Here is a 19,850-nt window from a genome sequence, read left to right as displayed (position 1 = left end):
GGGGCCAGGCCCGATTTGCTTGTATTGAAGGGGCCAAGCTCCTATAGCTGCAACGAATGAGTCATGACTAGGGCGCTATGAACTTGAGTGCACCAGAGCATGCCGCGAGAAATCAACGATTCGGGTATCGATGCCGACGCTTTATCATCATCCTATGTCATCCGCTTCACGCTTCGTCCGGCTGATTTTGAGCGAGTATGGCTTTCAGGCAGATCTCATTGAAGAGCAGACCTGGGAAAAGCGGCGCGATTTTCTGGCGCTCAATCCTGCCGGTACCTTGCCGGTCTACGTGGACGACAGCATGCGCGCTCTTTGCGGCGCGACTGTCATTTCGGAATATCTCGATGAAACGCACGGGGTGCTGAAGCGCGACCGGCGTCTTCTCGCGGAAGATCCCTTCCAACGCGCGGAAATCCGCCGCCTCGGTGAGTGGTTCATGCAGAAGATGGAGACGGATGTAACGCGGCCCCTGGCGCGCGAGCGCGTGTATAAACTGCAGATGAGCGCAGATCAGGGCGGCGGAGCACCGGATTCGAAGATCCTGCGCACGGCGCGCGCCAACATCCGCCAGCATATGAAATACCTGACCTGGCTTGCCGGTTCGCGGCAATGGCTGGCAGGAGATCGCATGAGCTATGCCGACCTCGCTGCGGCCGCTTCGCTATCGATCCTCGACTATCTGGGCGAGATCGACTGGACGGAATCGCCGATCGCCAAGGATTGGTATCAGCGCATGAAATCACGGCCGTCCTTCCGCCCGCTGCTGACAGAGCGGGTGCGTGGACTGACACCGGTCTCTCACTACGCAGACCTGGATTTCTGACGAGGGCTTTCGATGCCCGAACGCATAGCAGACGATAAAGAACGCAAGCGCCGCGACAATTTGACCGCCTTTGTTCGCGCCCAGGCGGCAACGTTCGGCTTTGAGCTCTGTCGTATCACGCGGCCCGATTCGATACCCGAAGCAAAGGAACGGCTTGGCGAGTTCATCGATGCCGGACGTCACGGCACGATGGAATGGATGGCTGAAACGCGCGATCGCCGCGGCGATCCTCGCACGCTGTGGAGCGATGTGAAATCCATCGTCGTCTTCGGCCTCAATTACGGCCCGGGGGAAGACCCACGCTATATTCTTGAAAAGCCGGACAAGGCGGCAATCTCCGTCTATGCGCGCAATCGCGACTATCACGACGTCATCAAGGGACGGCTCAAGGAGATCGCGACCCGCTTTGCAGCACGGGCCGGGGCCGACGTAAAAGTTTTTGTCGACACTGCACCGGTGATGGAAAAGCCGCTCGCCGCAGCAGCAGGTCTCGGCTGGCAAGGCAAGCATACCAATCTGGTCAGCCGCAGCCACGGCTCCTGGCTCTTTCTCGGCTCGATGTTCACGACAGCCGATCTCAATATAGACGACGCTGAGATCGATCACTGCGGCTCTTGCCGCGCCTGCCTCGATTCCTGTCCGACCAATGCATTCCCGGCGCCCTATCAGATCGACGCCCGGCGCTGCATCTCGTACCTGACGATCGAGCACAAAGGTCCGATCGATCTCGAATTCCGGCCGCTGATCGGCAACCGGATCTATGGTTGCGACGACTGCCTTGCCGCCTGTCCGTGGAACAAGTTTGCCGTCTCGGCATCCGAAATGAAGTTGCAGGCGCGCGACGACCTGAAAGAGCCGTCGATCGCCTTTCTCCTGACGCTGGACGACGCGGCTTTCCGGATTTTTTTCAGCGGCTCGCCGGTCAAGCGCATCGGCAGAGCCCGCTTTATCCGCAATGTATTGATCGCCGCCGGCAATTCCGGTGATCGCAGCCTCGCCGATCAATGCCGATGGCTGGCCACCGACGCTTCTCCGGTAGTTCGCGGCATGGCAATCTGGGCGCTTTCGCGATTGATGGAGCCTGGCGAATTTGCCGTCTTTGCGGCACAACGGCCGGATGAGACTGATGTCGGCGTACTTGCGGAATGGCAATTGGCGGGAGTGGTGTGATGCATGTGATGATTTTCGGCTGCGGTTATTCCGGCACCGCGATTGCCAAGGCTTTCTCAGCCGGAAGCGCCCGCATTTCCGGCACTACCAGATCGGCCGACAAGGCAGAGCTCCTCCGCAGCCAAGGGATCGACGCCTTCATTTTCGACGGCGAGATAATCAGCGACGCCTTGCTTGGCGCTATGGAAAGCGTCACACACCTCGTCCAATCGATCGCGCCGCGGGAAGTCGGAGACCCGTTGATCAATCTCGCAGGCGGCCAGCTCGGCAAGATGATGCCGGCGCTTCAGTGGATCGGCTATCTTTCCACCGTTGGCGTTTACGGCGACCACAAGGGTGAGTGGGTTAGCGAAGAGACCGTCTGCGTTCCTGTCTCCGGGCGATCGAAGGAAAGGCTCGAGGCAGAGGATGCGTGGCTGGCGCTCGGCAAGGACCTCGGTATTCCGGCCGCCGTACTGCGGCTGGCGGGCATCTACGGCCCGGGCCGGAATGCTTTCGTCAATCTAAACCGGGGCACGGCCCGCCGCCTGATCAAGAAGGATCAGGTTTTTAATCGCATCCGCGTTGAGGATATCGGCGCGTCGGCGCGCTACCTCTCAGACCGGTGCCTTGGCGGTATATATAACGTGACGGATGATCTGCCCGGCCCGCCGCAGGATGTCATTGTCGAAGCAGCGAGGTTGATGGATGTCGAGCCGCCTGCTGAACAGCCCTTCGAAACCGCCGAGCTGACGCCGATGGCACGCTCCTTCTACGGCGAGAACAAACGTGTCTCGAACGCCAAATTGAAAGCCGCGGGCTACACCTTTTCCTTCCCGAATTACCCGATGTCGCTTGCGCAATTGTGGCAGAGCGGACGGTGGCGCGGTTAACTCGAACAGGCCATTCCGATGCATTCGAAATGAGTAGAAAATTCCTACTTTGGCATTCTCGCGATCTGAATTTCGCTCCGTATTATGGTTAACGGCCTCTAAATTTGCGCAAATGAGGCATCAATTGTGGCAAGATCGGAAAATTATTTTTGTTACTTTCGCAACATAGCAGGTCGGGGCGCTGCGGCAGAAAAAATCGTTCTAATTTTACCTGATTCTCTTATCTTTTTTCCACTTTCTCGACAACTGCACTTTTTCAAGTCGAATTCATAAGATTCACAAATATTACATACTGTAACATTCCGTGATAATCGGCGGCACTTTTTTGCCACTTTTCGCCGGATTTAAGCCCCGCCGCCCGTAAAGGCGCAAGTTCAATAGTTGAGGGGTAATCCGTTTTGAAGAATATCGGCCGTTCTATAATTAGTACCGTAGCTATTGCAGCTTGTTCTTTCATGCTGCCTGCCGAAGGATTTGCTGCAGCCGGATGTGGTGGTGCTTCGTGGTACGCACTGCATTCCAAAACCGCTTCCGGCGAACGTATGAATCCTGCCATTTTGACTGCCGCTCACCGCTCGCTCCGCTTCGGCACCAAGCTTAGAGTCACCAACCGCAACAATGGCCGCAGCGTTATTGTTCGCGTCAATGACCGTGGCCCGTTCATCCGCGGCCGTGTTCTCGACCTTTCGCGCGCGGCCGCACAGAACATCGGCATGGTCCGCTCCGGTACCGCCAAGGTTTGCTACGAAGTCGTCGCCGCCAGCTAAAGGCGTCCGCTACCTGCGCCGGACGGCGCTTGCTCTTGCCGTCAATCGCGGCTACCACGCGGTTGAGACTTGTGAAATTATCCGCAGCGTCAGTCACGCTTCCCGCGGATAGTGCACACGTCCGTGGCAACAGGAGTTTCGTGAATGCGTTTGGGCGGCCGCCTCGAGGGGGCGATTTCGGTTCTTGCTGATATCGATCAGCGCAAGAGACCTGTCGCCGACGCGCTGAAGGATTGGGGCCTTGCGCATCGTTTCGCCGGCTCTGGCGATCGTGCTGCAATCGGCAACATCGTTTATGATGCGCTGCGCATGCGGCTTTCGCACGGGTTTCTGATGGACGACGACAGCCCGCTGGCGATCGCCTATGCCGTCATGTTCCGACAGTGGGGTTTCACGCCGGAAGCGCTTGCCGCTGAACTCTCCGACGATAGGTTCGCGCCGCCTTCGCTGCCCGATGCAGCGCTTACAGCCTTCCAGAGCCGGGCTCTTTCCTCCGCGCCTGTCCACGTCCAAGGTGATATTCCCGAGTGGGTGCAACCCTCCTTCGAGACGGCATTCGGCGATAGCTGGCTTGCCGAAGCACAGGCGCTCGCCTCCCGCCCGACGCTCGACCTGCGTGCCAATATTTTGAAGGCCAGCCGCGAAAAGGCGGTCAAAGCGCTTGAAAGAGCCGGCGCTCATGAAGCGAAGATCGCGCGATATGGCATCCGGATTGCCGCCGGCGAAGGCGCCTCACGGCTTCCGAACGTCACAGCCGAGCTTGCCTTTCAAAAAGGCTGGTTCGAAGTTCAGGACGAGGGATCGCAGATCGTTGCCGATCTGGTGTTGCCGAAGGATGGAGAACAGGTGCTCGACTATTGCGCCGGAGGCGGCGGCAAGACGCTTGCCATGGCGCCAGCGATGCACAACAAAGGCCAGATCCATGCCTATGACGCCGACCGCAAACGCCTTGCGCCGATCATCGAACGCCTGAAGCGCGCCGGTACGCGCAATGTTCAAGTGCATGACGATGCAAAGGCGCTTTCGAGCCTGCGCGCTCGCTGCGACAAGGTGCTAGTCGACGCCCCCTGCACGGGCACGGGCACGTGGCGCCGCCGCCCCGATACCAAATGGCGGCTGACGGCAAAGAACCTCGACGAGCGCACGAGCCAGCAACAGGATGCTTTGAAGCAGGCGAGCGCCTTCGTGCGCCCAGGCGGCGAGCTGATCTACGTCACCTGTTCCGTGCTCCCGCAGGAGAATGAACAACAGGTCCGACGCTTCGCCGCCGAAAATCCGGCATTCTCCATCGAAAGCGCCCTGACTGCCTGGGATGAGCTTTTCGGCAAGAATGCACCGCGCCCGCGTTCGTCGGATGGTGAAACGGTTACGCTGACACCGGCATCGACCGATACGGACGGCTTCTTCTTCTGCCGGATGCGGCGTAAAGCTTAAGACGCCTGATGTGACGGCGCCTGCGCCGGACCTCCAGATCAGAAGTCGAACAATTGCACGCTACCAGTTCAATTTTCCGCCCTTTTCCAAGTAAAGTCCTTTCTGAACTGGCGTTTTTAAACAAGTTCCATTCTTAAAATCATTCCAAACTAGAGTGTTTGACACTGGTTTTCTTTTGCGCGAAGAGATTCGGGCGATTTCAGACGGATATCCGTCATAGGAGAGGATCATGAAGCTCAACAAGAATTTCTGCGCAGCTTTGGCGCTGGCGATAGCACCCCTATCCAGCCCGGCTCTCGCCGACACCGATGCTGCGGCCGTCGTGAAGCATTATGCCGAAGTGGCGCATGCGAAATACGAGGACTCACTGATCACCGCAAAGGCGCTCGACAAGGCGATTGACGCCTTCCTGAAAACGCCGAACGACGAGACGCTGAAGGCTGCCAAGGATGCGTGGCTTGCGGCCCGTGTTCCTTATCAGCAGACGGAAGTCTACCGCTTCGGCAATCCGATCGTCGATGACTGGGAAGGCAAGGTCAACGCTTGGCCGCTCGATGAAGGCCTGATCGATTATGTCGATGCCTCCTACGGCGCGGAGAGCGACGAGAACGCGCTCTATGTTGCAAACGTCATCGCCAACAAGACGATCAAGATCGACGGCAAGGATATCGACGCTTCCAAGCTGACGCCGGAGTTCCTGTCCGGCACGCTGCAGGAAGCAGGCGGCGTCGAAGCCAATGTCGCGACCGGCTACCATGCCATCGAATTCCTCCTCTGGGGCCAGGACCTGAACGGCACCGGTCCGGGAGCAGGCAGCCGCCCGGCAACCGATTACGACCTCAAGAATTGCACGCATGGCAATTGCGATCGCCGCGCCCAATATCTGAAGTCGGTTTCCACGCTGCTGGTCTCCGACCTGCAGGAAATGACCGACAATTGGGTGGCTGACGGTGCTGCGACGAAGAACGTCGAAGCCGATCCGAAGGCGGGTCTCGTCGCGATTCTGACCGGCATGGGCTCGCTTTCCTACGGCGAACTCGCCGGCGAGCGCATGAAGCTCGGCTTGTTGCTGCACGATCCGGAAGAGGAGCATGATTGCTTCTCCGACAACACCTATAACTCGCATCTCAACGATGCGATCGGCATCGCCGCCGCTTACACCGGGGAATATACCCGCGTCGATGGAACGAAGCTGACCGGCCCGTCGCTGCACGATCTCGTTGCCGCGAAAGACAAGGCACTCGATACCGAAGTCGCGGGCAAGCTGAAGACGACGCTTGATGCAATGCACGCCATGGCAAAACGCGGCGAGACGGTCGAGAAGTACGATCAGATGATCGCCGAAGGCAACAAGGACGGCAACGCCGCCGTTCAAGCCGCTGTCGACGGTCTCGTTGACCAAACAAAGTCGATCCAGCGTGTTATCGCCGCACTCGATGTTGGCACGGTTCAGCTTGAAGGTTCCGACAGCTTGGATAAGCCTGACGCTGTCTTCCAATAAGCAAAAAGGCGGGCCGCTTCCAAACTCAAGCGGCCCGAACTCTGAAATGATCCATAATCCGGCTCGTCGCGTTTTTCTCTGCGCTGCTTTCTGCGCCACGCTTGCCGGCCTTCCGGTGGCCTTTGCCGCCGGTTTTAATCTCCCGACCAAACGCACCGATCTTTCCGATGCCGATTTGAAGCGCGTCGAGGCCGTGACGCGCCCGGCTAGTGATTTTTCCAAAGCCGAGCCATACGAGGCGATGCAGGCGGGTGCCGCCACATCGGTCGATCCGGTTACGCAGGATTCCTTCTCGCATATCTCGGCAAACATCCCCTTCGAGGAAGAGCAGAACTTCAAGCTCGGCAATGCACTCTTCAAGAAGCTCTGGGTTTCCGCGCCATCCTCGACACAGGCGTCGGATGGCCTCGGGCCGCTCTTCAATGCGCGCTCCTGCATGAGCTGCCACGTCAACGACGGACGCGGCAGGCCACCGGAAGGCGGCGTCAGCGCCACATCGATGTTCTTTCGCCTTGGACGAGCAGCGGCGACACCGGAAGAAGGAGCGACGATCGCAAATGCGAGCGCCGTCAATTTCCCGGACCCTACTTATGGTCATCAGTTGCAGGACCTTGCCGTGCCCGGCCTCGCCGCCGAAGGGAAGATGGCCATTCGCTATGCGGAAAAGACCGTTACGCTTGCCGGCGGAGAAACAGTCTCATTGCGCGCGCCGACCTACGAAGTGAAGGATCTTGCCTACGGCCCGCTCGATCCATCGACGACGATATCGCCGCGCGTCGCCCCGGCGATGATCGGGCTCGGCCTCATCGAAGCCATTCCAGCCGCCGACATCCTCGCGCATGCCGACCCCAACGACAAAGATGGTAACCGCATTTCAGGCAAGGCTGCCATCGTGCGTGATCATAGCACAGGCGCGGTCACCCTTGGCCGCTTCGGGTGGAAGGCACAGAATGCAACTGTGCGCGACCAGAGCGCTGCCGCCTTCTCCAGCGACATCGGCATATCGACGCCCGACCGGCCGGATGCACATGGGGATTGCATGCAGGCCGAGTTAAAATGCCAAAAAATGCCGACCGGCATTCAAAAGCGCCTGGGCAATGAAGAGGCACCCGGGCCTGTCCTCGATCTCGTGACCTTCTATTCGGCCAATCTAGCCGTACCGGCGCGGCGAAAGGCAAGCTTCCCCGAGACGCTGAGGGGTAAGGAACTTTTCTATCAGTCCGGCTGCATATCCTGCCACGTACCCAAATTCGTCACACGTAGGGATGCTGCCGAAAACGCTCAGTCCTTTCAGCTTATCTGGCCTTATTCGGATTTCTTGCTGCACGATATGGGCGAAGGTCTTGCCGATGGCCAGCAAGTAGGCCACGCAAGCGGACGTGAATGGCGCACGCCGACGCTATGGGGTATAGGACTGACCCGGACTGTCAGCGGACACAGCTTTTTCCTCCACGACGGCCGCGCCAGAAACCTTACCGAAGCGATCCTCTGGCACGGTGGCGAAGCCGAGAAAGCCCGCGATGCATTCTCCTCTCTGCCGAAAGACGATAGAGAGGCCCTGATCAGATTCCTGGAGTCCCTGTAATGCGCCTTTGGCAACCTCTCGTGCTTTCATTCATGCTCGTGTCATCGGCAATTGCACAGACTGCGTCGACGCCGACGGGGCTGAACGAGGAAGCGGTGCCTGGCGTGATGGCGCGGGCCGTCGACGAGGTGATCCGTCCAGGCTACCGCAACATGCAACAGTCTACCGCACGCTTGACGACGGCGATGAAGGACCTCTGCGACGGTGGCACACAGCAGACTTTAGATAAGGCCAAATCTGCTTTCGACGATACGATCCGCTATTGGTCGATCATCGAGATCGTGCAAACCGGCCCGGTGATGCACGACAATCTCTTCGAACACATCCTCTTCTTCCCAGATCGAAAGGGCGTCGGCCTTAGACAGGTACAGGCACTGCTCGCCAAGGCCGACCCGAAGGATGCAACGGTCGACGCGATCGGGGAAAAAAGTGTCGCCTTGCAGGGTCTGACGGCGCTTGAATACGTGCTTTACGGCAACGGCTCAGACGATCTCCTCAAACAAAAGAACGGGTTCCGCTGCCAATACGGCGCTGCTGTCGCGGGCAATATCCAGCGCGAGGCAGGCGAAGTCGTTGCGGCTTGGGAAAAGCCGGACGGCGTGCAGGCAAGCTGGAAACGTCCCGGTCCCCAAAGCGAAGATTTCATGGATAACAAGGAAGCGGTGACCGCGCTTCTCGGTATTCTTGTCCACGGCGTCGAAACCGTCCGCGATCAGCGGCTGGAGCTGTTTTACAAAGGCCGGGATGACACGGCTCCGCGCCCGCGCATGGCTATCTACTGGCGCTCGAAAAACACCTGGAAATCGATGACGGCAAACCTCGAGGGACTGCGTACGCTCTGGCAGAAGGCCGGAATGGCGGAACTTCTGCCTGCCGACAAGAAGCCCGTTGCTGATGCAATCGAGGCGAACTTCAAGACCCTGCTTGATACCGTCCCGAAGCTCAATCCGGATATCGACGTGGCAACCAGCGATGCGGAGAAAGCCAAGCTCGACGCATTTCTGGCGACGAGCCGTGAATTGATCACCCGCATCAGCGACGAATATGGCGGCGCGATCGGCCTTTCGGCCGGCTTCTCCTTCTCCGACGGGGACTGAGCCGATGTGGCGGAGCGCTGCGATCGACCGGCGCAGTTTCGTCAAGGCAGCAGGCCTCAGCTTTATCGCCGCATTGCAGCCGCGCGGGCTGCAGGCACTTGAGCGCGCGGACGCGGTTTATGCCTCGGGCATCCGCGCTGCCGACGGCTCCTTCGCGGTCGCGACCGTGACCGAACGCGGCGAAATCGTCGATCAGGTCGCCCTGCCCGCTCGTGCCCACGGCATGGCCTTCAGCCCAACCACCGGCAAGACCGTCGCCTTCGCTCGCCGTCCCGGCACCTACGCAATGATCTTCGATCCCTGGAACAGGGGTGAGCCGGTCGTTATCACCTCCGCCGAAGGCCGCCACTTCTACGGACACGGTACGTTTTCGCCGGACGGCCGGTTGCTTTATGCCAGTGAGAACGATTTTGACGGCAATCGCGGCATGATCGGTCTTTACGACGTGACAAACCGCTTCGCCCGCATCGGCGAGTTCCAGACCTACGGGGTCGGCCCGCACGATATGACCGTCTCCGATGACGGCCGCTGGCTTGTCATCGCCAATGGTGGCATCGAGACCCATCCGGATTTCGGCCGCACGAAGCTCAACCTTAGCAACATGCAGCCATCGCTGACGCTGATCGATGCGTCCAATGGCACGCTCGTCGAAAAACATGTGCTGCCGCGGCAATGGTCGCAGGTCTCGACCCGTCACGTCGATATCGACGCCGATGGCCGCGTGTGGTTTGCATGCCAGTACGAGGGCCACCGTCACGACCTGCCGCCGCTCGTCGGCCACTTCGCCAAAGGCGAGGAAGTAACCTTCATCGATCTGCCGGAGAAAACGACCCGCCAGCTCGGCAACTATGTCGGTGCCATTGCCGTCAACCGCAAGGACGCCCTGGTCGGCGTGACGTCGCCGAAGGGTGCATCGGCGATCATCGACGCCAACTCCGGCAAGGTCTTGGCCGAAGACATCATCCCCGACGCTGCCGGCATCGCACCCGCCCAACATGGATTTGCGGTCTCTTCCTATGACGGTGCGTTCCTTGCGACGCGCAGCAGTGTGGCATGGGATCAGCATATCGTCAGGATTGCCCGGGAGCGCGCTTGATCTTCAGCCAGTGCTTGCTGCGGACCGTCTTTGCGGCACTCGGCTCGATCGCATATCGGAAAGTGCTTCCCTTTCATCCTTGTCGAAACCGGCGCGCCGTGCCACTTTCGCGGTCGCAAGGGGACAAATGCATGAGCGTTAGGAACAACGGCGACTTCCGCGAACGGATCCGTCAGAATTTTGCCCGCCAGGCGGCGATGGAAACGATCGGCGCCGAGCTGACGCGCGTCGAGCACGGCGTGGTGGAGATCGAACTTCCCTTCGACGTCAAGCTCACGCAACAGCATGGCATTCTTCACGCCGGCATCATTTCGGCAGCTCTCGACAGCGCCTGCGGCTTTGCCGCCTACAGTGTCATCAACGCCGATGCCTCGATCCTGACGATCGAATTCAAGGTCAACCTGATGTCGCCTGGGCGCGGCGAGCGCTTCCTGTTTCGCGGCGAGATCACCAAACCAGGCTCCAATATCATCGTCGCCGACGGGCGCGGCTATGCGATCGGCGACGGACCGGCCAAGCTGATCGCCTCCATGACGGGAACGATGATGGTCGTTCGCGGCAGAGAGGGAATTACGGGATGAAATTCGAACTGAAGCCGATCGCCGGCAAGTCCATCCTCTTCGTCATGGCGGCGGAAGCCGAATATGGCCCCTTCCTGCGCTCCCGTTTCGAACCGCTGATGACGGGCGTCGGTCCAGTCGAGGCGGCGGTCGCGATGACGAAGACGCTTTCCCGCCTCGATCATGCCGACGACCTGCCGCAGCTTGTCGTCTCTCTCGGCTCGGCTGGTTCCGCGACGCTTGAGCAGACAGAAGTCTATCAGGTTTCTTCCGTTTCCTACCGCGACATGGATGCGTCGCCGCTTGGTTTCGAGAAGGGACACACACCCTTCCTCGATCTTCCAGCGGTCATCGATCTGCCGCTCCGCATTCCCGGTATTCCTGAGGCCAGCCTTTCCACCGGTGGCAACGTCATTTCGGGGGCGGCCTACTCGGATATCGCTGCCGACATGGTGGACATGGAAACATTCGCGATTCTGCGCGCCTGCCAGGGCTATAAGCTGCCGTTGATCGGCCTGCGCGGAATCTCCGACGGCGCTGAAGAACTGCAGCATATTTCCGGCTGGACCGAGTATCTGCACGTGATCGATCGCAAGCTCTCCTATGCCGTCGATGGCCTGTTCACAGCGCTCGAGGATGGTGTTTTCTGGTTCTGAAAGCCTCTAAGGCAGGGACAATCCGGACAATAAAATCCCGGCTCGCCCGATTTCCTGGATTGCCAGGACGGGTGCTTTTCATTAAAGGCTCGCCATGACCCAGACAGCACATCCCGACAGCGTTCTCATCGTCGATTTCGGCAGCCAGGTGACCCAGCTGATCGCACGCCGCGTGCGCGAGGCGGGTGTGTACTGCGAGATCGTTCCCTTCCAGTCTGCCGAAGAGGGCTTCAAGCGCCTTCAGCCGAGGGCTGTAATCCTGTCCGGCAGCCCGGCTTCGACGGTCGATGAAGGTTCGCCCCGCGCGCCGCAGATCATCTTCGACAGCGGCCTGCCGGTCTTCGGTATCTGCTACGGACAGCAGACGATGTGCATGCAGCTCGGCGGCAAGGTCGAGAGCGGCCATCACCGCGAATTCGGCCGCGCTTTCCTGGACGTCGACAAGGACTGCCCACTGTTCGAAGGGCTGTGGTCGAAGGGTTCGCGCCATCAGGTCTGGATGAGTCACGGCGACCGCGTCACGGCGCTGCCGGATGGCTTCGAGGTCGTCGCGACCTCCTCCAACGCACCATATGCTTTCATCGCCGACGAAAAGCGCAATTATTACGGCGTGCAATTCCATCCGGAAGTCGTGCATACCCCGGATGGCGCGAAGCTTATCGGCAACTTCATTCACAACATCGCTGGTATCAAGGGCGACTGGTCGATGTCGGCCTATCGCCAGAAGGCGGTCGAGCAAATCCGCCAGCAGGTCGGCGACAAGCGCGTCATTTGCGCGCTTTCGGGCGGCGTCGACAGCTCGGTCGCAGCTCTCCTAATCCATGAAGCCGTCGGCGATCAACTCACCTGCATCCTGGTCGATCATGGCCTGATGCGCAAAGACGAGGCAGCGAGCGTCGTTGCGATGTTCCGCGAGCATTACAATCTCCACTTGCTGCATGTCGATGCCTCGGACAGGTTCATCGGCGAGCTCGAAGGCGTCAGCGATCCGGAGACCAAGCGCAAGATCATCGGGCGCTTGTTCATCGAGACCTTCGAGGAAGAAGCCAAGAAGCTCGGCGGCGCCGACTTCCTGGGCCAGGGCACTCTCTATCCGGATGTGATCGAAAGCGTATCTTTCACCGGTGGCCCATCGGTTACCATCAAGTCGCACCACAATGTCGGCGGCTTGCCGGAGCGCATGAACATGCAGCTCGTCGAGCCGCTGCGTGAGCTCTTCAAGGACGAAGTGCGCGCCCTCGGCAAGGAGCTCGGACTGCGCGATAGCTTCATCGGCCGCCATCCCTTCCCGGGCCCGGGGCTCGCAATTCGCTGCCCGGGCGGCATCACTCGCGAAAAGCTCGACATCCTGCGCGAAGCCGATGCCATCTATCTCGACGAAATCCATAAAGCAGGTCTCTACGATGCGATCTGGCAGGCCTTCGCGGTGCTGCTTCCGGTCCAGACCGTCGGCGTCATGGGCGACGGGCGCACCTACGAGTTCGTCTGCGCGCTTCGCGCCGTCACCTCGGTCGACGGCATGACGGCGGATTTCTATCACTATGACATGGAGTTCCTCGGCCGCGCCGCAACCCGCATTATCAACGAAGTGCGCGGTATCAATCGGGTGGTTTATGACGTGACTTCGAAGCCGCCTGGCACGATCGAGTGGGAATGATTCAGGCCCATCCAAACGCCGCCGATTTTGCGCCACTGCACGACGTAAGTGACTGAAAACAAAAATAAATCCATTCAATAACTATCGGCAGCTATCGACGGGTATAGTTTGAGCCTGGCGGCCCGTCTGACGGGCCTTGGGCATATTGTTTAGCCGCATTTATGAAAGTACCGTCAGCGGCAATGAGGCTCGTGACGGTACTTTTTTCGTATTAAGCCATTGAATGCAATGGTCAATATCTGTCGCTGAGCCTGGATTTGTGCTGACGGTACTTTTCAGGAGGCAGTAGGGATGCTGACGGACGCGACCCTCAAGGCATTGAAACCAAAAGAGAAGGTGTACAAAGTCGCCGAGCGCGATGGCATGTATGTCCGCGTCATGCCCAGTGGAGCGATCTCATTTCGCTTGGACTACAGGCTCAACGGCCGCCGGGAGACTGTCTATCTAGGCAGGTACGGGCGCGATGGTATCTCGCTTGCCCGGGCTCGAGAGAAGTGCATCGACGCGAGGCGCGCCGTTGCCGAAGGACGGTCGCCTGCGATCGAGAAGCAGCGCGACAAGCGTCGCCTGAAAGAGGCGAAGAGTTTTGGAGAGTTCGGGGAGAAGTGGCTCACTGCGGCCCCGATGGCGGACAGCACGCGTGCTATGCGGCGTTCTATCTTCGAACGAGAGCTGTTACCTGTCTGGCGCAATCGTCTCCTGACGGAGATCACGCCAGACGATCTGAGAGCATATTGCGGCGGCATCGTTGAACGCGGTGCTCCGGCGACGGCCATTCATGTGCGAGACATCCTGAAGCAGATTTACGGCTTCGCCATCTTGCATGGCGAGAAGGTTGCCAATCCGGCCGACGAAGTCGGTCCAGCATCGATCGCAACCTTTGTGCCGAAGGACCGCTCGCTTTCGCCGTCTGAAATTCGGGTGATGCTGAAGCAGCTCGAACATGTCGCAACGCTTCCCACGATCCGTCTGGGAATGCGGCCACGGTTTCCGCTGCGGGTTCCGTTTCCGTGCTGCTTGCGGCTTGCGCAGCCGTGCTAGCTACATCCGGCGCGGGCAATGCCACCACCACGTCCGCCGTCGCTTCTCCGACGCTGCGGATTTCCCTATTCACCGTCGCATCCTCAGCCGTCTCGACCGTGACGGCCTTCGCCTTCTTCGCTGTCCTTGCCATTGTTCCAATCCTTTCCTTGGTTCAATGCCGGAGGCATGTCCCCGACATGCCTCCCGGGGGCGCGTGAGCGCTCGGCAGAGAGGGGGGCGGCTGCCGGCGAGCATGGCCGGGTTGCGACGCGAGCGGGGCGGATGGGAACCATTGGAGCGGTGACGGCTATCTGCCGTCTTGCGAGCGCGCTGCCCTGCCATGCGCAGGCGGCGGTCGCGGGGGAGAGATGGCCGAAACCATCTCTCCCCTGACGGTGCAGCAGGTTGTTGCACAATTGGTCGTTCTACTTGATTTTCCCGGCCAATGGCCGTACATCTGCTGGAAAGGAGAATATCGATGGTCCAATCTGCAGTACATCCGCCTCGTGGTCGGGTCCGTGGCGAGCGTCTTGAGACGCGCGTGACAGCCGACCAGAAAAGCCTTATTGAGCGCGCCGCGGCCCTCCAGGGCCGGACGGTGACTGATTTTGTGTTGTCCAGCGTCCAGGAGGCCGCCCGCCGGGCAATCGAAGAACATCAGCGTCTGGACCTCTCGGTCCGTGACAGCGAGACCTTCGTAGAAGCATTACTCAACCCGCAGCCGGTCAATGATCGTCTGCGTGACACGGTGCGTCGCTATCGCCAAACGACCGGCGTCTGACGGGTGGCGGGCGACATCGGAGAAGCCCCGTGGGTCGAGATCCTCGGTGCTCAGCACGACAGGTCTGCGTTTGAAAGTGGCGTCGAGCCGCTTGACCGGTATTTCCGGGTTCAGGCGGGTCAGGATGCCCGCAAGAACATGGCCGCGCCTTTCGTGCTGGTGCTGTCGGACGGTGCGGTCGCTGGCTACTACACCCTTTCGTCGACGGCAGTGAATCTCGGGGATCTGCCGGAAAAGGCAGTGCGGAAACTGCCGCGCTATCCGCTCGTTCCAGCGACTCTTCTCGGTCGACTTGCGATCGACCGACGCCACCAAGGCAAGGGCTATGGCCGGTTTCTGCTGGCGGATGCCCTCTTTCGGGCCGTCAGGAGCGAGATCGCGTCCTTCGCGGTGGTCGTAGACGCCAAGGATGAAAATGCGCGCCGCTTCTACGAGCGTGAAAGCTTTTTGCCGTTTCCCGACCAGCCAATGAAGCTGTTCCGGCCGATGGCGGACATCGAACAGCTCTTCAAATAAGAAATGGGGAAGGAAATTGCATTTTGGGATGGGCGCGGCGCGGCAAAAGAGAACATTCGGTCGTTTGAGACTGCGAAGACCTGGCGACCTTACGTCAGGATCGCCATTCTCGAGCGGCGCAAGGCTATTGCTGCATTCCCGCGAGATGTGGGCCGGTTGTTACGCAAAGCCATAAATCGCTTCGCGGCGGCGGTTTAAAAGGAGGCAGCTCCCGATGGTCAGGGTTCTGGAACAATGGCGGCTATTTGCCGCCCTGCGAGCGCGCGGCCCTGCCATGTGCAGGCGGCGGTCGCGGGGGGGGAGAGATGGCCGAAACCATCTCTTCCCACTTATCGGGTATTGCCCGGCTGCGCTCAGGCTCTGGTTGGTGGTGCTCCGTGGCGTGTTCCGGCCCTGAACGCAGAGGCGCGGTTAACGCACAGGACTCCCTTGGTGCAGCCGGGGCACTGGCGGGCAAGCAGGATGCCGGTAGCTTCGAGTCAGCGGCCGTCGCAGACATCGATCGCCTCGGCCAGAGTGACGGCGCGCCGCCGGTGCCGGTCATCGCGGAGAAGCGAGATCGGACGTGTCCGCAGCGACGGGCCGCGTTACCGAATGGTTGCTTTGAGCCTAGAGCTAGAGTGGTGGCCTCTTCGAGCTGGTACCTTGCCCCTCCACATGGGTAGTGATACAAATCCTCGGATAATAGATCCTATATTACGAGTTTCCGTATCGTGTCACCTATGTCCCAACGCCAGATCGTCCACGCCGTGCTGACCGCGCGCGGAATCTCGCGCTTGGCAGAACTGCGTGCGGCGGGCGTAACAGCCGCCACCGTGAGCCGCATGGAACACGATGGCGAAGTGCTTCGACTCGCGCGAGGGCTTTATCAACTTTCCGATGCGCCCCTCGACGCCAATCATAGTCTGGCTGAGGCCGCCAAACGGGTTCCCAAGGGCGTCGTTTGCCTCGTTTCGGCCCTGGCATTCCACGGTCTGACCGATCAGCTTCCAAGCCAGGTTTGGCTCGCCGTGGGTCAGAAGGACTGGTCCCCGAAGCCCGACAGCACGCCTATTCGGATCGTGCGTTTCACCGAAAGACTGCTCAATGAAGGTGTAGAGACCCATGTCGTCGAGGGTGTTCCCGTAAAGGTCTTTGGGATCGTCAAAACAATTGCGGATTGCTTCCGATATCGCAACAAGATCGGCCTGTCGGTGGCGATCGAGGGCCTTCAGGAAGCGCTTCGCCAGCGCAAAGCCACGGCAGGCGAAATTGTCAGGCAGGCCGAGCGTGGTGGTGTCTCCACCGTGATCCGGCCGTACATCGAGGCGCTGACTGCCAATGGCTAAGGAGATCAGGACATCGGCGCCTCGGTGCGCGCACGCCTGCTGCAACTCGCCAAGGCAAGTGGCCAGAGCTTCGACCTGATTCTGACCCGTTTCGCTCTTGAGCGGCTGCTATTTTGACTCAGCCGTTCACGTCATGCCGAGGGCTTCGTGCTAAAGGGCGCGATGCTAATGATGAGCTGGTTCGATGATCCGCACCGCGGCACGCGCGACCTTGATCTGCTGGGCTTCGGCGATCCGAGCGCTGAGCCGATGCTGGCGACATTTCGGGAGATCTTGGCGCAGGATTCCGGCGATGGCGTGGAGTTCGACGCCGACGCGCTCCGCGTCGACCGCATTCGCGAGGAGTTGGAATATGGGGGGCTCAGGCTGCGGACGACGGCCTCGATCAGCGGCGCCCGGATCGGCCTGACGATCGACATCGGCTTTGGCGATGCACTGGAGCCTGGTGCCGAAGAACTGGACTATCCTTCGATGCTGGACTTCCCAATGCCCCGGCTGAGGGGCTATGCGCGTGAAACCGTCATTGCCGAGAAGTTTCAGGCGATGGTGGCGCTGGGGCGCGCCAACAGCCGGATGAAGGACTTCTACGACATCTGGATTCTCAGCCGGTCGTTCGCTTTCGATCATGACAGGCTGCCACGGGCAATTGCCGCCACCTTCGCGCGGCGCGGGACAGGGATACCTCATGACCTGCCGGATGCGCTGACGCCGGCCTTCGCAACAGATGAACAAAAGCAGCGGCAATGGCGCGCCTTCGTTGCGGACGTTGCGCACAATCCGGGCGAGCTCGCCGATGTCGTGAGAGAACCAGCCGAATTCCTGACGCCGCATGCCGCCTCAGCATCGAGGATGGGCCGATGAGCGGCTTGATTTCAAGTGCTGGGCTGTGGGGCACGGAAAAGGCGGTCGCGTTGAGGCGGATACACGCCCCATCAACATCTTCCAGGCCCGATCGCGCCAGATATCATTGCCCGGGACGCGTATCGAGCCTGACGTTCGGGCCAGACGCTGGCTCAGGTGCTTTTGAGCGTGCCGTTCATCCCTTCCGGATAAAAGCCGCCCTTGCTCACTCCGTCCTTGTCGGTGAGGTAGACGATCCGGAGCACCTCTCGCGGCGTTCTGGTGAAGGCGATTGCGTCCGGCGTCGACGGCACGATGTTGGCTTTCCCGTCCACCTGGATGCCCTGGTCGTCGTCTTCCGAGCCGTCGATCTTGTCGCGGGCATCGGAAACGGCGTTCGCGGCCTTCCAGGCTTCCTCTCCCTTCCGGTACAGCGTCGATCGGGCCATTCCCATGTGATACGCCTCGACCGCCAGAATTCCTGCGGCGGCGGCGAGGAAGTCCTTGTCTTTCAGGACTGTCGCTGCTCCTGCATAGGCGGTAACGCCGACATCCTCGAACAGCATCCCGCCGAGAACGAAGTTCGTTTCATTGCCGAAGGGATCGAAGTCTGCACCGAGACCGGCCGCTTCCGCGACGGCCTTGAACCCTGCGTCGAAATCGATGGCCGGCCGGTCAACGGCGTTGGTTCCGAGCGTTTTGCGGTAGAAGCGGACATGCGCGAGTTCGTTTTCGGCGACTTCCTGCATGAATTCGCCGATGGCGGGCGTCTCGAAAGAGACTTGCTTTCCGCCAACGACGTCGCCGGGTTTCGAACCGGCATCGGCTGCGTCGATGCCTTTCCCGGTGGTGCCGCGGAGGTAGTATTCGGCCTCCATATACTCAAGGTTGAGCGCAAAGCGGAAAATGTCCTCGTCCGATATGTCCTGTGCCCATACCGGAGAAGGCCGCACGATTCCGCCGAGTGCCGCTCCGGCACCGAGTACGACAAGTCCCTGAAGCGACTGACGCCGGGATAGGTGAAGTGCGTCCTGCATGGTGGTCTCCTATATTTGTTGATCAACACCGCTGTCAGCACCGCGGCGCCGAATGCTTTTGCCTAACGATTAGATGGTCCGGGCCGCCAAAATATTCCCGGGTCCCCGGGCGCAATCTCGGTGTGGACGGCGACTGCGTGCGCTCAGTCGCCGCGCTCAACTAATGAGTATCCTTTCGAACCAGGCGGATGGCGAGCCGATCGAGGACTGATTGCGCGAGGCGGTCACAACGGTCGCCTGCGAAGAGAAACGTATCTGTGAACACGGTGGCGAGCTTGTCCCGCAGGGCCTCGCGGAGCAGTCGGCGCGCGCGATAAAGACGGGTGCTCACTGTCCGAGGTCGTAGTGCCAAAAGAACAGCCGTTTCCTCAATGCTCATTTCCTCGACGTCCCGCATGACAAAGACGATGCGAAAGGGCTCTGGCAAGCCACCGACGGCTCGCTCCAGGAGGCTGCGGATTTCAGCGAGAGCGGCCGCCTCTTCGGGATCAGGCTTGTGGGCACTGAACGGAGCGACCATGCCTTCGAGGGCTTTTACGTCCACGGTAGGTCGCCTTTTTCGGCGGCGTCCCAGGGCCTCGTTCAGCGCAATCCGGGTGAGCCAGGTCGAGAGCCGCGCCTCCGCGCGGAATTCGGCCAGATGGGTGAAGGCGTGGATATAGGTCTCCTGAAGTACGTCCTCCGCCTCGGTGTCGTCATTCAGGACGGCACGGGCGACCCGGTGAAGCCGCTGATTGTGACGCTTGATGATCACCCAAAATGCGGCGGGGTCACACTGTCGCGCGTGTTCAACCAGCCTCGCGTCGTCGAGGTCCTCGATCCTCACTGCCACGGGCGACCGGGTCGGCTTCATCATAGGCGCTCCAGATGCATCAGCTTACTATGAGATTAGCGTTTCAGGGTTTCGATCTGCCTGGTAGGGACTTGGAACTCTAGCGGACCCAGCGGCGGCGCGACAGCGGTTCAGCAGGATTCCATCAACGGAAGGGCCAAAGCTCGTTTCTCACGTTCCGGCGTCGAGATGAAGCTCCGGTGATGAAGAACACTGGAAAAGGCGGCAGCCTTATCTTGCCGATGGACGACGTGCAGGGCCAATCTATCGCCATT

At 60.1% G+C, this 19,850-nt stretch carries 18 protein-coding genes and 2 pseudogenes; 17 read left to right on the top strand and 3 right to left on the bottom strand.

The features are described from left to right. Positions 1-130: 130 nt before the first annotated feature. From RGR602_RS01615 to RGR602_RS01605, 3 genes are read left to right on the top strand one after another with little or no spacing between them, the layout of a single operon-like run. The gene (locus RGR602_RS01615) at positions 131-823 is read left to right on the top strand and encodes a glutathione S-transferase family protein (RefSeq protein WP_022713395.1); all 693 of its coding nucleotides are present in this window, start codon (positions 131-133) and stop codon (positions 821-823) included. A 12-nt stretch (positions 824-835) separates the two neighbouring features. After that, on the top strand, positions 836-1,993 hold the full coding sequence (gene queG, locus RGR602_RS01610) for a tRNA epoxyqueuosine(34) reductase QueG (protein ID WP_039843647.1): 1,158 nt from the start codon (positions 836-838) through the stop codon (positions 1,991-1,993). After that, on the top strand, positions 1,993-2,865 hold the full coding sequence (locus RGR602_RS01605; protein WP_039843646.1) for an SDR family oxidoreductase: 873 nt from the start codon (positions 1,993-1,995) through the stop codon (positions 2,863-2,865). Before queG ends, RGR602_RS01605 begins: the two co-directional genes overlap by 1 nt. A 256-nt stretch (positions 2,866-3,121) precedes the next feature. Here RGR602_RS01605 and RGR602_RS38005 read toward each other — a convergent pair whose 3' ends face one another. Beyond that, the gene (locus RGR602_RS38005; RefSeq protein ID WP_223844033.1) at positions 3,122-3,421 is read right to left on the bottom strand and encodes a hypothetical protein; all 300 of its coding nucleotides are present in this window, start codon (positions 3,419-3,421) and stop codon (positions 3,122-3,124) included. Between RGR602_RS38005 and RGR602_RS01600 the strand changes: the two genes are divergently transcribed. The 14 genes and pseudogenes from RGR602_RS01600 to RGR602_RS01530 all read left to right on the top strand — a co-directional run bounded on the left by RGR602_RS01600 (position 3,321) and on the right by RGR602_RS01530 (position 17,727). Further along, entirely contained in the window at positions 3,321-3,632 is a 312-nt protein-coding gene (locus RGR602_RS01600; RefSeq protein ID WP_223843996.1) for a septal ring lytic transglycosylase RlpA family protein, read from the top strand. The genes RGR602_RS38005 and RGR602_RS01600 overlap by 101 nt on opposite strands. A 144-nt stretch (positions 3,633-3,776) precedes the next feature. Continuing rightward, positions 3,777-5,066: an RsmB/NOP family class I SAM-dependent RNA methyltransferase gene (locus tag RGR602_RS01595; protein WP_039843644.1), complete on the top strand. Its 1,290-nt coding sequence runs from the start codon at positions 3,777-3,779 to the stop codon at positions 5,064-5,066. Positions 5,067-5,295: 229 nt separating this feature from the next. Continuing rightward, positions 5,296-6,567 (top strand): imelysin family protein, encoded by a 1,272-nt coding sequence (locus RGR602_RS01590; protein ID WP_039843643.1) that lies wholly within the window; start codon positions 5,296-5,298, stop codon positions 6,565-6,567. Positions 6,568-6,613: 46 nt separating this feature from the next. After that, positions 6,614-8,152 carry a di-heme oxidoreductase family protein gene (locus tag RGR602_RS01585; protein ID WP_039843642.1) on the top strand — a complete coding sequence of 513 codons (1,539 nt, stop codon included), beginning with the start codon at positions 6,614-6,616 and terminating at the stop codon, positions 8,150-8,152. Next, a complete protein-coding gene (locus RGR602_RS01580) occupies positions 8,152-9,249 on the top strand; it encodes an imelysin family protein (RefSeq protein ID WP_039843641.1) in 1,098 nt (365 codons plus the stop codon). The genes RGR602_RS01585 and RGR602_RS01580 overlap by 1 nt, the downstream gene beginning before the upstream one ends. A 4-nt stretch (positions 9,250-9,253) precedes the next feature. Then, entirely contained in the window at positions 9,254-10,345 is a 1,092-nt protein-coding gene (locus tag RGR602_RS01575) for a DUF1513 domain-containing protein (RefSeq protein ID WP_039843640.1), read from the top strand. A gap of 131 nt (positions 10,346-10,476) precedes the next feature. Then, on the top strand, positions 10,477-10,926 hold the full coding sequence (locus RGR602_RS01570) for a PaaI family thioesterase (RefSeq protein WP_039846585.1): 450 nt from the start codon (positions 10,477-10,479) through the stop codon (positions 10,924-10,926). Next, entirely contained in the window at positions 10,923-11,561 is a 639-nt protein-coding gene (locus RGR602_RS01565) for a 5'-methylthioadenosine/S-adenosylhomocysteine nucleosidase (RefSeq protein WP_039843639.1), read from the top strand. The genes RGR602_RS01570 and RGR602_RS01565 overlap by 4 nt, the downstream gene beginning before the upstream one ends. 94 nt (positions 11,562-11,655) lie before the next feature. After that, positions 11,656-13,218, top strand: a complete 1,563-nt coding sequence (gene guaA / locus RGR602_RS01560; protein WP_039843638.1) for a glutamine-hydrolyzing GMP synthase — start codon at positions 11,656-11,658, stop codon at positions 13,216-13,218. 291 nt (positions 13,219-13,509) lie between these two features. Then, positions 13,510-14,199, top strand: a pseudogene (locus RGR602_RS01555) (tyrosine-type recombinase/integrase); the annotation flags it as partial. Between the two features lie 520 nt (positions 14,200-14,719). Beyond that, on the top strand, positions 14,720-15,022 hold the full coding sequence (locus tag RGR602_RS01550; protein ID WP_039843637.1) for a type II toxin-antitoxin system TacA family antitoxin: 303 nt from the start codon (positions 14,720-14,722) through the stop codon (positions 15,020-15,022). A gap of 3 nt (positions 15,023-15,025) precedes the next feature. After that, positions 15,026-15,538: a GNAT family N-acetyltransferase gene (locus RGR602_RS01545; protein WP_039843636.1), complete on the top strand. Its 513-nt coding sequence runs from the start codon at positions 15,026-15,028 to the stop codon at positions 15,536-15,538. A 722-nt stretch (positions 15,539-16,260) separates the two neighbouring features. Then, the gene (locus RGR602_RS01535; RefSeq protein ID WP_039843634.1) at positions 16,261-16,866 is read left to right on the top strand and encodes a type IV toxin-antitoxin system AbiEi family antitoxin domain-containing protein; all 606 of its coding nucleotides are present in this window, start codon (positions 16,261-16,263) and stop codon (positions 16,864-16,866) included. Further along, positions 16,859-17,727: pseudogene (locus RGR602_RS01530) on the top strand (nucleotidyl transferase AbiEii/AbiGii toxin family protein). Before RGR602_RS01535 ends, RGR602_RS01530 begins: the two are co-directional and overlap by 8 nt. Positions 17,728-17,879: 152 nt before the next feature. Here RGR602_RS01530 and RGR602_RS01525 read toward each other — a convergent pair. Together RGR602_RS01525 and RGR602_RS01520 are read right to left on the bottom strand one after the other, a co-directional pair. Next, a complete protein-coding gene (locus RGR602_RS01525) occupies positions 17,880-18,743 on the bottom strand; it encodes a ferritin-like domain-containing protein (protein ID WP_039843633.1) in 864 nt (287 codons plus the stop codon). Positions 18,744-18,903: 160 nt separating this feature from the next. After that, on the bottom strand, positions 18,904-19,599 hold the full coding sequence (locus tag RGR602_RS01520; protein ID WP_039843632.1) for an RNA polymerase sigma factor: 696 nt from the start codon (positions 19,597-19,599) through the stop codon (positions 18,904-18,906). Positions 19,600-19,850 lie beyond the last annotated feature (251 nt).

Source organism: Rhizobium gallicum bv. gallicum R602sp, assembly GCF_000816845.1.
Lineage (GTDB): Bacteria > Pseudomonadota > Alphaproteobacteria > Rhizobiales > Rhizobiaceae > Rhizobium > Rhizobium gallicum.
Note: the sequence above shows the minus strand (reverse complement) of the source record. Positions and strands in the feature narration are given on the sequence as shown.